General features: G+C 34.5%; 16 protein-coding genes and 2 pseudogenes. 14 read left to right on the forward strand and 4 right to left on the reverse strand.

The window, feature by feature from the left end:
• Positions 1–172: 172 nt before the first annotated feature.
• The 13 genes and pseudogenes from cysK to ACLKMH_RS16990 all read left to right on the forward strand — a co-directional run bounded on the left by cysK (position 173) and on the right by ACLKMH_RS16990 (position 9,302).
• The gene (gene cysK, locus ACLKMH_RS16930; RefSeq protein WP_413699185.1) at positions 173–1,138 is read left to right on the forward strand and encodes a cysteine synthase A; all 966 of its coding nucleotides are present in this window, start codon (positions 173–175) and stop codon (positions 1,136–1,138) included.
• A 414-nt stretch (positions 1,139–1,552) separates the two neighbouring features.
• Positions 1,553–1,811: pseudogene (locus tag ACLKMH_RS16935) on the forward strand (HPr family phosphocarrier protein).
• A gap of 39 nt (positions 1,812–1,850) precedes the next feature.
• Positions 1,851–3,215: a phosphoenolpyruvate--protein phosphotransferase gene (gene ptsP / locus ACLKMH_RS16940; RefSeq protein ID WP_413699186.1), complete on the forward strand. Its 1,365-nt coding sequence runs from the start codon at positions 1,851–1,853 to the stop codon at positions 3,213–3,215.
• Positions 3,149–3,574, forward strand: coding sequence for a putative PEP-binding protein (locus tag ACLKMH_RS16945; protein ID WP_413699187.1), 426 nt, complete (start codon positions 3,149–3,151; stop codon positions 3,572–3,574). Before ptsP ends, ACLKMH_RS16945 begins: the two co-directional genes overlap by 67 nt.
• Before the next feature lie 81 nt (positions 3,575–3,655).
• Positions 3,656–4,165: a PTS glucose transporter subunit IIA gene (crr, locus tag ACLKMH_RS16950; RefSeq protein WP_413699188.1), complete on the forward strand. Its 510-nt coding sequence runs from the start codon at positions 3,656–3,658 to the stop codon at positions 4,163–4,165.
• Between the two features lie 110 nt (positions 4,166–4,275).
• Positions 4,276–4,623: an ArsC family reductase gene (locus ACLKMH_RS16955; RefSeq protein WP_413699189.1), complete on the forward strand. Its 348-nt coding sequence runs from the start codon at positions 4,276–4,278 to the stop codon at positions 4,621–4,623.
• A 9-nt stretch (positions 4,624–4,632) separates the two neighbouring features.
• Positions 4,633–5,771, forward strand: a pseudogene (dapE, locus tag ACLKMH_RS16960) (succinyl-diaminopimelate desuccinylase).
• Positions 5,762–6,439, forward strand: a complete 678-nt coding sequence (locus tag ACLKMH_RS16965; protein ID WP_413699190.1) for a M15 family metallopeptidase — start codon at positions 5,762–5,764, stop codon at positions 6,437–6,439. The pseudogene dapE and the gene ACLKMH_RS16965 overlap by 10 nt, the downstream one beginning before the upstream one ends.
• A 3-nt stretch (positions 6,440–6,442) precedes the next feature.
• A complete protein-coding gene (locus ACLKMH_RS16970) occupies positions 6,443–6,826 on the forward strand; it encodes a PilZ domain-containing protein (protein WP_413699191.1) in 384 nt (127 codons plus the stop codon).
• A gap of 127 nt (positions 6,827–6,953) precedes the next feature.
• Positions 6,954–7,421, forward strand: coding sequence for a hypothetical protein (locus ACLKMH_RS16975; protein ID WP_413699192.1), 468 nt, complete (start codon positions 6,954–6,956; stop codon positions 7,419–7,421).
• On the forward strand, positions 7,394–8,389 hold the full coding sequence (locus tag ACLKMH_RS16980) for a hypothetical protein (protein WP_413699193.1): 996 nt from the start codon (positions 7,394–7,396) through the stop codon (positions 8,387–8,389). The genes ACLKMH_RS16975 and ACLKMH_RS16980 overlap by 28 nt, the downstream gene beginning before the upstream one ends.
• Positions 8,332–8,709: a PilZ domain-containing protein gene (locus ACLKMH_RS16985; protein ID WP_413699194.1), complete on the forward strand. Its 378-nt coding sequence runs from the start codon at positions 8,332–8,334 to the stop codon at positions 8,707–8,709. Before ACLKMH_RS16980 ends, ACLKMH_RS16985 begins: the two co-directional genes overlap by 58 nt.
• Before the next feature lie 83 nt (positions 8,710–8,792).
• Positions 8,793–9,302, forward strand: a complete 510-nt coding sequence (locus tag ACLKMH_RS16990; RefSeq protein ID WP_413699195.1) for a hypothetical protein — start codon at positions 8,793–8,795, stop codon at positions 9,300–9,302.
• A 62-nt stretch (positions 9,303–9,364) separates the two neighbouring features.
• Here the strand turns inward: ACLKMH_RS16990 and serB are convergent, their stop codons facing one another.
• A complete protein-coding gene (serB, locus tag ACLKMH_RS16995) occupies positions 9,365–10,408 on the reverse strand; it encodes a phosphoserine phosphatase SerB (RefSeq protein WP_413699196.1) in 1,044 nt (347 codons plus the stop codon).
• A gap of 103 nt (positions 10,409–10,511) precedes the next feature.
• Here serB and ACLKMH_RS17000 point away from each other — a divergent pair, with 103 nt between their 5' ends.
• Positions 10,512–11,132 carry an AhpA/YtjB family protein gene (locus ACLKMH_RS17000; RefSeq protein WP_413699197.1) on the forward strand — a complete coding sequence of 207 codons (621 nt, stop codon included), beginning with the start codon at positions 10,512–10,514 and terminating at the stop codon, positions 11,130–11,132.
• A 53-nt stretch (positions 11,133–11,185) separates the two neighbouring features.
• Here ACLKMH_RS17000 and ACLKMH_RS17005 read toward each other — a convergent pair whose 3' ends face one another.
• The 3 genes from ACLKMH_RS17005 to ACLKMH_RS17015 all read right to left on the reverse strand — a co-directional run bounded on the left by ACLKMH_RS17005 (position 11,186) and on the right by ACLKMH_RS17015 (position 13,147).
• Positions 11,186–11,329: a hypothetical protein gene (locus ACLKMH_RS17005; RefSeq protein ID WP_413699198.1), complete on the reverse strand. Its 144-nt coding sequence runs from the start codon at positions 11,327–11,329 to the stop codon at positions 11,186–11,188.
• Entirely contained in the window at positions 11,301–12,293 is a 993-nt protein-coding gene (locus tag ACLKMH_RS17010) for a DUF5610 domain-containing protein (protein ID WP_413699199.1), read from the reverse strand. The genes ACLKMH_RS17005 and ACLKMH_RS17010 overlap by 29 nt, the downstream gene beginning before the upstream one ends.
• A 119-nt stretch (positions 12,294–12,412) precedes the next feature.
• Entirely contained in the window at positions 12,413–13,147 is a 735-nt protein-coding gene (locus tag ACLKMH_RS17015) for an EAL domain-containing protein (protein WP_413699200.1), read from the reverse strand.
• Between the last annotated feature and the right edge of the window lie 104 nt (positions 13,148–13,251).

Here is a 13,251-nt window from a genome sequence, read left to right on the forward strand (position 1 = left end):
CTCCCTTTGTAGTGACTTCTTGCACTTAAAAACATAATTTTATCAAGGTGTTTGAAGTTCCAGTTAACGTTATCACTAAATTCCATATCCTATAACTAAATTATATTTCCTCCTGTCAATGAGTTCCGATATGCTGTGTTCATAAACTAACAGTCATCTTAGGGGAAACAAAATGTCTAAAATTTTTACAGATAACTCACAAACTATTGGTCACACTCCGCTTGTACGTTTAAACAATGTTACAACAGGTAATGTATTCGCAAAAATTGAAAGCCGTAACCCTAGCTTCAGCGTGAAGTGTCGTATCGGTGCCAATATGATTTGGGAAGCTGAAAAAAATGGAACACTAACTAAAGATGTTGAGTTAGTTGAAGCAACAAGTGGTAATACTGGTATAGCTTTAGCTTTTGTTGCCTCATCTCGTGGTTATAAAATTACTTTGACAATGCCAAACACAATGAGTATCGAACGTCGCAAACTACTAAAAGCGTTAGGCGCAAACCTAGTGTTAACTGAAGGTGCTTTAGGCATGAAAGGTGCTATCAACAAAGCTGAAGAATTAGCGACAAGCGCACCTGGTAAATATCTAGTTTTACGTCAATTCGAAAACCCAGCAAATCCACAAATTCATGAAAAAACAACTGGTCCAGAAATTTGGAATGATACAGATGGCGAAATTGATGTATTTGTTGCTGGCGTAGGTACTGGTGGTACGATTTCTGGTGTATCACGTTACATTAAAGAAACTCAAGGTAAAGCAATCACTAGTGTTGCTGTAGAGCCAACGGATTCTCCAGTTATTTCTCAAACTTTAGCGGGTGAAGAAGTTAAGCCAGGTCCACACAAAATTCAAGGTATTGGTGCTGGTTTCATCCCTAAAAATTTAGATGTTTCATTAATTGATCGTGCTGAGCAAGTAAGTAACGATGATGCAATTGAAATGGCGCGTCGCTTAATGGAAGAAGAAGGTATTCTAGCGGGTATTTCTTCTGGTGCGACTGTCGTTGCAACTTCTCGTTTAGCTGCAGAACCAGAGTTTAAAGATAAAAATATCGTAGTAATTTTACCAAGCTCAGGTGAGCGTTACCTTTCAACAGCTCTTTTTGCAGGTGTTTTCGAAGGTGAAACCTTCGCTTAATTTGTATTACAATACTATCAAAAAACAGCATTAAAATTATAGAGTTATAAAATAAAGGTACTTAGTTGTACCTTTTTTTGCTTTATACTTCCTTTAAATGTACAAAAATTCGACAGACTGTTCTTTTTCTGTTTTTTTGGCTATTTTTGGCTATTTTTCGCAAAAAGCAGTTGACCCGTACCCGCTATTTAAGGATCATCTAGCCCACAAATGGAAATTGTCAGATATTTTTACAGAGTTAAATCTCCAGATTCTCTAATGCTGTAAAAATATAGCTTGTAGCGGAAAACTTGACCTAGATTAAATTCATTTTTGTATTTATTGGTTACTTTACTACAACAGTATTATTCATTATTACTGCTAGTTACTTTAGCAGTGATAACAATATTTATTCATAAAAATAAAGGTGTTTCCATGTATCAAAAAACAGTAACAATCACAGCTCCAAACGGCCTTCACACTCGTCCAGCAACGACAGTTTGTTAAAGAAGCAAAATCATTCGCATCAGACATTTCAGTTGAAGTTGGTGGTAAATCTGCAAGTGCTAAAAGTTTGTTCAAACTGCAAACATTAGGTTTAGTTCAAGGTACATCGGTAAACATCAAAGCAGAAGGCGCTGACGAACAAAAAGCAGTTGATACGCTAGTTGCACTTATGGCAACACTTGTATAATTAACACTTTTTTTAGTTCGAAAATTTTAAGGATAGTTTATGATATCTGGCATTCTAGCATCACCCGGCATTACTTTTGCTAAAGCATTATTACTGCAGGAAGATGAAATCTCTCTCAACACGGATAAAGTTAAAGATATAAATTTAGAAGTTTCTCGCTTCCTGGATGGACGCGCGAAAGCTTCAGCACAACTTGAGATAGTGAAACAAAAAGCACTAGAAACCTTTGGCGAAGAGAAAGAAGCCATTTTTGAAGGGCATATTATGCTCCTTGAAGATGAAGAGCTAGAAGAAGATATCATAGCTTATATCACTAAAAACAATTGTACTGCGGATTTTGCTATTCACAATATTGTGGAAGAAAATGCAATGATGTTACAAGAGTTAGATGATCCTTACTTACGCGAACGAGCATCTGACTTCCGAGATATCGGAAGTCGATTATTAAAAAATGTACTTGGCATTGAAATAGTTAACTTAAGTAGTATCAGTGAAGAAGTAGTATTGATCGCAAATGATTTAACGCCTTCAGAAACAGCTCAAATTAATCTTGATAAAGTACTTGGTTTTATTACAGATATTGGTGGCCGTACTTCTCATACTTCAATTATGGCCCGTTCTCTAGAAATTCCTGCCATTGTTGGTACGAATGATATTACTAAACGCGTTAAAAACGGTGATTTAATCATTCTTGACGCTTTAAATAATAAAGTGATCATTAATCCAAGTGAGTCTGAACTTGCCGATGCAAAAGAAATAAAAGCAACTTTCTTAGCCGAAAAAGAAGAGTTAGCTAAATTAAAAGATTTACCAGCAATGACACTTGATGGTCATTGTGTTGAGGTTTGCTCAAACATTGGTACCGTTAAAGATACTGATGGTGCAAAACGAAATGGTGCGGAAGGTGTTGGTTTATACCGTACTGAGTTCCTATTCATGGATCGTGACCAACTTCCTACTGAAGAAGAACAATTCATTGCTTACAAAGAAGTTGTAGAAGCAATGGAAGGTAAAGCTTGTATTATTCGTACAATGGATATTGGTGGCGACAAAGATTTACCATACCTTGATTTACCAACAGAGATGAACCCTTTCCTAGGATGGCGTGCAATTCGAATTTGTTTCGATCGCCCAGAAATAATGAATCCACAGTTGCGTGCTTTATTACGTGCCTCTGCATTTGGTAAAATTCGCATTATGTTCCCTATGATCATTTCTGTGGAGGAAATTCGTTCATTACAGGGTATTTTAGAAACATTAAAAGCGGAATTAACAATTGAAGGCATTGCCTTTGATAAAATGATTGAAATCGGGGTAATGATTGAAACACCAGCAGCATGTACGCGATTGCTCATCACCTTATCCAAGAAGTTGATTTCTTCAGTATTGGTACAAATGACTTGACCCAATATACACTTGCAGTTGACCGTGGTAACGAGTTAATTTCAAACCTGTATAACCCTATGACACCTTCAGTATTAAGCATAATTAAAACAGTAATTGATGCATCTCATGCCGCTGGTAAATGGACGGGTATGTGTGGTGAGCTTGCTGGTGATGAACGTGCAACGTTATTATTGCTTGGCATGGGGCTTGATGAATTCTCAATGAGTGCAATTTCGATCCCAACAGTTAAAAAGATTATCCGTAATACCAATTTCTCAGAAGTTAAAGCATTGGCAGATAAAGCATTATCTGTAGCAACGGCAGAAGAAATTGAAGCTATGGTTACTGAATTTAATAACACCAAAGGCATTAACTAATTTTACAAATAGATCTATACTCAAATGAATATTAGATCTATTTGGTTACTTATTCGATATATTATAATTTGGAGTTAAACTATGGGTTTTTTCGATTCTATAAAAAAAGCAGTTTCAGGCACAACACCTGATGACAATACAATTAATATTATTGCACCACTTTCTGGTGAAATAGTTTCCATTGAAGATGTGCCAGATGTTGTTTTTGCCGAAAAAATTGTTGGGGATGGAATTGCAATTCGTCCAACGGGTAACAAAATGGTTGCTCCTTGTGATGGCCAAATCGGTAAAATTTTTGAAACTAATCACGCATTCTCTTTAGAATCAGATAGCGGTATAGAGCTTTTTGTTCACTTCGGTATTGATACTGTTGAACTTAAAGGTGAAGGATTTACGCGTATTGCACAGGAAGGCCAAAAAGTGAAAATGGGTGATACTATCATCGAATTTGATCTTGAATACCTAAAAGAAAATGCTAAATCTATCCTCACTCCTGTTGTTATTTCTAATATGGATGAGATCAAAGAGCTTCAAAAAATGTCTGGAACTGTTGAATTTTCAACCGATGCTGTGCTAAAAATTATAAAATAAGTTAAAAAATTATAATGAATTTAAAAAGAGTCACTTAGGTGACTCTTTTTGTATCTGCTTCATTATTATAAATCTGTTACAATCTTAGTTATTTGAATGGATAAATAGTTGTGACTACTCTTTACGGCATTTCTAACTGCGATACGATTAAAAAAGCACAAAAGTGGCTAAAAACTAACAATGTAACTTACACATTTCATGATTATCGAAAAGATGGGTTAGATGAAGCACTGCTTAAACAATTTCTAAAGGATATAGATTGGACTGATTTACTTAATAAGCGCAGTACAAGTTTTCGAAACCTCAGCACAGAACAAAAAGAAAATTTAAGCGAAGAAAGTATCATTCCTTTGTTTATAGAACTACCAACTTTGATCAAACGTCCTTTACTGATCAACAAACAAAATCATCTTTTAGGCTTTAAAGCTGAAAACTATCAATCATTTTTTGACATCTAAGGTATTAATATGTCGGACTCTCCTGTACTAGCATTATTAAAAGATTTAATCTCACGACGCTCATTGACGCCTGAGGATGCGGGTTGCCAACCCTATTAATTAAACGATTAGAAAAGTTGGGCTTCACCTGTGAAGTAATGGAATTTGAAGATACACTCAACTTATGGGCTCGCAGAGGAACAGAAAGACCTTTAATGTGTTTTGCAGGTCATACTGATGTTGTTCCAACCGGTCCAGAGCACCTTTGGAAATGCCCTCCTTTCGAACCAACAATAATTGATGGTTACCTTTATGGTCGAGGTGTCGCCGACATGAAAAGTGGCTTAGCAGCTTTTATGGTAGGTCTTGAGCAATTTATTGAAAACAACCAGGATCATACTGGTTCGATTGCATTACTAATCACCAGTGATGAAGAAGGACCTTTTATTAATGGCACGACGCGTGTTGTTGATACACTTGAAGCGCGTAATGAAAAAATTGACTATTGTATTGTTGGCGAACCATCAAGCACAGATCATGTTGGTGATACCATTAAAAATGGTCGCAGAGGATCTTTGACTGCTGACTTAACCGTTAATGGTGTTCAAGGGCATGTTGCTTACCCTCATTTGGTAAAAAACCCGATGCATAATTGTATGTCTGCCATGGCTGAACTAGCAGACACAATATGGGACAATGGAAATGATTACTTTCCACCCACTAGCTTTCAAATTACCAATTTTAATTCTGGCACGGGTGCAAGTAATGTTGTCCCTGCACAGGCACATATTCAGTGTAACTTTCGTTACTCAACTGAATTAACTGCCGACCAAATTACAGAAAGAGTAGAAAATATATTACAAACTCATAATGTCAATTATGATGTTAAGTGGACTTATAATGGTTCACCATTTATTACCCAGCCGGGTTCACTTACCGATGCGACGAGTAAAGCAATTAAAACGGTAACGGGATTAGTTACTGAACTGTCTACCAGTGGCGGGACATCCGATGCTCGCTTTATCGCCCCTACCGGTGCACAGGTTGTTGAATTAGGCCCAAGTAATAAAACCATTCATAAAATAAATGAATGTGTAAAATTAGATGATTTAGAAGCTTTAGTCGATATTTATCAGCTTACTTTAGAAAATCTTCTATCATGCAAATAGAAGAGTTAACAGGCCAAGTTGAAACACACTTGGCACATTTTAATTCTCGTGTAGCAATACACCAAAAAGTTATTGAACCTTTCCTAGCGCTTCAAAATGAAGCCCAGAAGTCTGGTTTTAACTTACAAATTGCCAGCGGTTTTCGCAGTTTTGAGCGACAACGCTTAATTTGGAATAATAAATTTTCTGGTAAAGCCCCCATATTAGCTAAAGATGAATCACAACTCTCAGCAGAAGCACTTTCTGACTATGATAAGTTATTAGCTATTTTACACTGGTCAGCCTTACCTGGCGCGAGTCGTCATCATTGGGGAACTGATTTTGATATCTATGATCCATCTTTATTGCCTCAAGGTAAATCATTACAACTCATTTGCTCTGAATATCAAAAAGCGGGTTATTTTTATGAACTAAGTCAGTGGATGAATGAAAATATGCAAGCATTTAATTTTTACCGTCCTTATCAAAAATATCAAGGTGGTGTCGCTATTGAACCTTGGCATATTAGTTACCATCCAATTGCCAAAAATTGTCTCAACGCATTAACTGAAACTATTATCCACGATCTCATTATTAATAATAATGTGTTTGGAAAGTCGCTAATTTGCGAACAGTTACCTATGATATATAAACAATATATTTGCAATATTAACGATAGTAAGGATTAAAACATGGCTGAAAGACGACGATTTTCTCGTATTATATTTTCCGGTGATTGTTCATTAAGTGAAGAGATTGCAGGTGAAATAGAAATATATGAAACTGAACTAGTAGATATTTCATTAAATGGGGCATTAGTTCACCGACCAGAGACATGGCACGACTCCCCTGATACCTTAGTTAATTTAAACTTAACGCTTTCAGGGTCAGATATTATTTTAGAAATCAACGGGGTTGTGTGCCATCAAGAGCATGAATTACTTGGCATTAAATTCTTAACCCTTAGTTTAGAAAGCATTTCTCATTTGAAACGTTTAATCCAATTAAACTTAGCAAATAATGAACTCATGCATCGCGAGATGTCACAGTTAATTAATATTGAAGATAATGAATAAATAGCGATATATCAACATCCTACAAAATCATTATGCTATATTTTAGATTATAATCTTGGTAGATTTATAACTGAACAAAAAATTCGCTTTATTATATTTAAATATATTGGATGAAAGATAACAATTTATGGATTTAAAGGATTATAAACTTCAAATAAAAGAGCTTATCCCTCTTCGTCATTCACCTGATTTTAATGAGTTACTCAATAAAATTCTCTTTGGCGAAAATAACAGTGATAAGTTTATTATCAAGATGGAAATAAACCGTCTTGCGAAGCCCTGTGTTCGTATTATTGATATCAGAGATAAAGTCACTGAACCCTGTGTTCAATTTCAACAGGATTCCTTAACACATTATTTAACTAAAGAAACGATTAAAGTTTTACAGAAGAATATAAAGCTTTATGGTTTATATACTGTGGGTGCTTTTGAAGCAGTTCATGAATTTATCGCTAACAAAAAAAACATTCAGAATACACAACTCAATAAAGCCAAGCCTAAACTCATCAAAGAAGAGCAGTGTGAGTTATTACCGCTATCTCAAAAAATAAACGTGGTGCTCCACGTATGTTCTTTGTTTCTAATATCAAAGTAACATTAGATAATGGCGAAAACGTCAAAGCACAAACCTCTAATCTATCCGTGACAGGTTTAAAGCTGAAAATATCTAATGATGTTCATATTAAAAATGATGTTCAGCTATCAATTACTTTTACTGGTTTAAAGCTTGAATACTCAAACAATATATTAAAAGAAAAAATTGCTTACAAATTATTACGCCAAGAAAAAATAGACGATAATTTTAGCTATTTTTACCTTAATTATGTGGATGATAAAGACGAATTTATTACCTTTATTAATGACTTCATCAAAGTAAACCAACATAAATATAAGATTGATGTTCTCTATTATTACCAAATAGCAAAAACAATCGCATTAAAAAACAGTTATCTAGCTCGGATGAATACATTACCTATCTGTCTTGATGTTAACGCGGAAAATGCTTTTCTATTTACCTTAAAAAATAAAACAAATCATTCAATACTTTCTGAATGGCATTGTGCAGAGGTTGATCAATTACCTATTATATTCGGTCAATCTCGTTTAATGAAATATATCAAGCAAAGCACTGAAAAATACATTACAACTATCTATACCTGCTCACATACAATTAAGGGCAAGAAATATTTTCTTTCTGCTTGTGAAGAGGAATTAAATGAAAAAGGCTTAAAACAAACCTTTATAAACTATGGTCGCAGTAAAAAAACCTGGCGCGTTTACCATTTAACCGTTACCCCTTATCAATTCAAAGCCGTTAATAACCTTGATATTACTGAAGTAGTGCCGCCTATTTTTGATCAAGTAACACATAGTGCAACTCTGCAAAGGTTAAGAATATCTTCTCCTTTTTCAGTACAGGCCAATGCCGATAGTCATCATGTAAACCAATTAATTCAATTTATACACCGTTCGAGGATATTCCTTCTCCGCCATCCTTTACACTTATGTCAGAAGAGCAGCGTAAGGAAGAACGTTATTTATATAAAAGTAAGCTTATCGTAACTGAAAATGATCATCATTATGAAGGACATATCGTTGACTTTTCTTATTCAGGTCTAAAAGTGAAACTCTCCCAGATAACCGGATTATCTGCTTCAAGTGTGGTCAATATTAATCTAATAGAGTTACAAAAAATATCTAAGAAATTTGTGTTATCCAATCTGCTTTACAAAGTAGTAAGGACAAGTGCTAATAATGTTCTGCACCTACAGGTATGTAATGCCACAACATTAGAGGTATGCCAGAATTTTTTCTCAATTTTAGTCAGAAATAATGCCAAACATTTTACTTGCCACCCATTAAAAGAAAAAAGCAACCCGTAGCTAAGCACCTAATTGAAGTAGCAGAAGAGTCATTTGTTAATGTCGTTTTTTTCATCAGTAAAATAGTGGCTCAACACAAAATAATGTTTTCCTCCGTCGATTTACCGAATCACCCATTAAGTAAACTATTTGCAATTAACAGTGATAATAGTCATGAGTTTAATTATTACCCTCTTGCTAATAACCGTATTTATGATCGTTTGATAACACTGCCATTTAAAGAAAGCGAAAATGCGACTTTAGATAAAGAAGCACTTATTTATATCAAAGTATTTAAAGACGGCAAACAGGAGTTGAACATTAAAAGCTTCTTAGATGAAGACTTTGACAATGAAGGTGAAAAAATTGAATTTGTTAAAGAAGCTTATTCAGAGGCGACTTTCTATGCGCTTCACTACCGATTAACACCTCTCGATAAAATTGGTTTAGAAGGCATTCAAGCAGAGACACGTGCGATCTCTCGTTTTGCTACCCATTTAACCAAAAAGTTAGAAGAAGAACTAGCCTCAGTTGAAGCAATGATTGAAGTAACTGATAGAACAGCAGATATCGTTAATTCCGTTATGGCAAAAGAAATTTCAATGGTTAATTGATAACAATGAACAACTAAAGATAGTTATTCATTGTTAGTTTTTTATATAAAAAGAGTTTTAAATTACTGCCAACTCGGGTTACTGTTTGCGCTTAAAATAGCTAACGCGCCTTCTAAATCTAAGCTATTTAAAGAAACAGAAGCTTGCTGTTGAACAATCGGTTTCGCATGAATAGCAATACCCATCGCAGAAGCGACCATCATAACTAAATCATTTGCCCCATCACCAATTGCAACTGTTTGTGACATTGGAATTTTATATTGACTAGCAAGCTCTTTAAGGGTTCTCGCTTTAACATCAGCATTAACTATTTCTCCCACCACACAACCAGTCAAATGCTCACCATCAAGCTCTAAATTATTAGCAATAGTGAAATCAAATCCGTGATCTTGTTTTAAACGATCTGCAAAAAAATTAAAACCACCGGAAGCAATTGCAACTTTCCAACCAGCATTTTTCAAGCCCTTAATTAATGCCTGTAATCCAGGCATTAAAGGCATATTATCTGCTACTTCTTGCAAAATTGAGACAGGCATATTTTCAAGCTTACTAACACGCGTACGTAAGCTTTCATTAAAATCAAGCTTACCTTGCATCGCAAGTGCCGTTACCGCTGAAACTTGTTCTCCTACACCATATAAACGTGCAATCTCATCGATACACTCAATTTGAATTGTAGTAGAATCCATGTCCATTAATACTAAACCTGGCTCAGACCAGTTTGGGAATTGCTCCATTAATGCAAAATCTAAGTTAATATTTTTACTCAGCGTATCTAAAGTTTGCTTTAATGAAGAAGGAAATTCGCTTAGCATTAACTTAACTGTGATCACCCCTTCTATTTCTTGTGGTTTAGATAAGGCAATATATTCAATATTTAACTCATACAAGCTAGCAATAATAGTGTTTAGCTGTTGCGTATCAAAATGTTTACCCATGATAATTAATTCTGCTTTTTTGACAAAGGAATATTCATCAACTTGTGCTAATATGCCATTGTTAAAAAAGAGAAATTCAAGATCTAATATCTCTTTTTTTAAATCATCTCTCCATTGAGTCAATGGTAAAGAGTTTACAGGTATGTTCAATTTTTGTATCGTTTTCACAGTAATATGCCTATCATTTATAAAGAGATGAGCTTCAGAAAATGAAGCGCAATAACAATAACGATTGCACTAAACGATTACAAGCAATTCAAAGGAATAATCAATGAATAAAAGAATGTATTACTGGTTAAGGTTTTTTCAAATTAGTGGATTATTGGCTGTATTGATCGTTATTTTTTTGCAATTTAATGAATTACGACTCATTTCTAATAGTGTTCGCTATCAACAAACTGAAAAATTTTCTGATTCTCTCACTAATTTAGCGGCTACTGAAGCGACTCGTTATTTATCACAGAATAAAGACCAAGACTTACAGTTATTAATTGATGATTTAAGCACAGATGCGATGGTACGTGACGCAACAATTTACGATAATTTAGGCAAAGTTCTTTTTCAATCTAACAACCCTTTATTACTGCCAGTACTTCTTAAATTAGAAACCAGTGACGATGCGGATATTAAAGGCATTATTCCCTATATCGCCGAACTATATAATGAACAAGAAAAAATTGGCTATATTAGAATTTCATTACGCCAGGATCACATACTACAACTTATATTTGATTATCAACAACAAACACTAGAAACGCTAATCTCTTTATTACTGTTGTCATTTTTGGCGGGCTGTATCATTATGGCTCTGTTTTTTAAACGACTGGAAGCTTGGTATTATCGTTTAAATAGTTTAATTCCTAATTTGATTGCTACTAATAAACAGCATTAATAATTTTATAAAAATCTATATAGAACAAGAAACTCAATGATTTGAGTTTCTTGTTAACCTAGTTTATTGGATAACTTATCAAATACAGCTTGGCTATAATCTACAAAGTTAGTATTTTCTTGTTTCTCTTCTGGAGCAAGCCATTTTAATAATTCGGTTAAATGTTCTTCAATTGCAAAGGGTTTTGCCTGGTTCATGCGCTTTTGCTAGTTGATCATTAACCGGATTAAAGCGTTGTGCAATCTCTTTGCCTGGCATAACCTGCTGATATTCTTTGATAGAAACAACAGTTTCAGTGCGTTGTAGATCCATCGAAAAAGAGGCTAAATGTGTTGGATCCATTGATATTTGAGTTGCTTCATCAAAGGCATCCTCTAACTCCCCATCAAAGAATAAATCACTCACCTGTTGCAAGCTGTTCATTAATTCATTGATTGCTCGTTGTTCATCTTCGTTTAAATCACCATTTACTTCAAAGTTAAAAGACCCTTCAAAGCTAGTCATTGTAGAACTTGAATAATCTAAGCTGTCTTCTGATAAATTTAAAACCGAGGCAGTTTGCTGTTGATAATCAGAATTAAAAGTAATACTTACCTTATCACCTTCATTTGTAGTGAATTGAAATGAGGCATCTTCAGTTAAATTATAATATCCCCCTTCTTTATAACTACTAAAACCTGTTTGTAATTGCTCTGTAGGGGTAAACAGCTCCTCAGAAAAGCTTTCTAAGCCATTCTTAAGTTGTGTTGCTGTTTCATCAATACCTTTTGTGATTTCAGCTGATAATAAACCTAGCTGTGCAAGTTCATCTGAAGCCGATGCCAACCCCTCCTTTAATCCTTTTTGCGCATCGGAAAGCATATTTTCTAATGTTTCATCACTCGCACCATTATCTTTAGCCTTAGAAATGGCCCCTGTAACAAAGCTGAGAATATTATTAGCCACAGTTTCAAAGTCAAACTCGCTTGTCTTATTGCTTTTAGTATTTGATGAAATACCTAGTGCTTCATTCAACTTATTATTAACCACATCAGTTGCAACTTCTTTTTTATTTATGTGGTTAGTTTGGTTTGAATGTGAATTAGAGTCGACTCTTATATTGCCCTTTGCCAAATGATTAAACATTTTTAAAGGTTGAAAATTTTGCATATCAACTTGCATATTATTCTCCAAAAATCAGGTATTCATATGCTTTATCGACCGCTAACAATAATACTTTACCTTTATTGTATGTTTTTTATATTTAAAATCGTTAAATAACCCTATTTTGCTTAGGTTAGTTATGAAACGTTTTTAAACAGCTTTTTATATAAAAAGCCCTGTACATAGTCAGCCCCAATCTGTTTTGCAAAGAGCAGGTCTTGTTGTGTTTCAACACCCTCTAAAATAATTTTTTTACCCGTTTCATGGGCATAAGCAATCATTGCATTAACCAATGGCATAAAACTTTTACTGTGACACATTTTAAGTACATATTTATCCAGTTTAATATAATCAACCATTTGAATCACCGACGTAGATAGCATAGATTGTGGGTTAAATAAGTCATCAATAGCAGTGTTAATGTTATTTTTAGCAAGGTTATCTATCATTGAAAGGCTCATTACTGCATCACTTATTTCAGAGTTTTCGATCAGCTCTACAATAACATTCGCCTTGCTATAGTTTTTAAATAACTTAACAAATGGGTTATGGTGATCTAACGCACCGGATGCAGAGTAAGAATCCTGATCAAGATTAACAAAAATATCAGTACTATTAGGCGCATAAGCAAGCTGTAACTTCTTTTGTTCGTACTCGACTTGAAAAAGGCTTAAGGGATTATCATGTAGCGAGGCATAAACAATATCTGGAGGAATGTTCCTACCCTGCGCCGTAAAAAAGCGAGACAAGCATTCATAGGCAAAAATCTCACCATTTATTGTTGATATAATTGGTTGATATTCAGTACCAAATCGTTTTTTTTCCATTAACTCAATTAATTGTAGGGCATTAAGGTGTTGAACTTGTGTCATTCTTATTCCATTATTAAAATCACCTCAACAATGTAATTGATAATCAGTATCATGTAAATGCAATTATAACAAATTTAACTAATGATTCAGTGATTTAAAGTTAA

Origin of the sequence: Psychromonas sp. KJ10-10 (genome assembly GCF_047323245.1) — a bacterium.
In the GTDB taxonomy this organism is placed as follows: domain Bacteria; phylum Pseudomonadota; class Gammaproteobacteria; order Enterobacterales; family Psychromonadaceae; genus Psychromonas.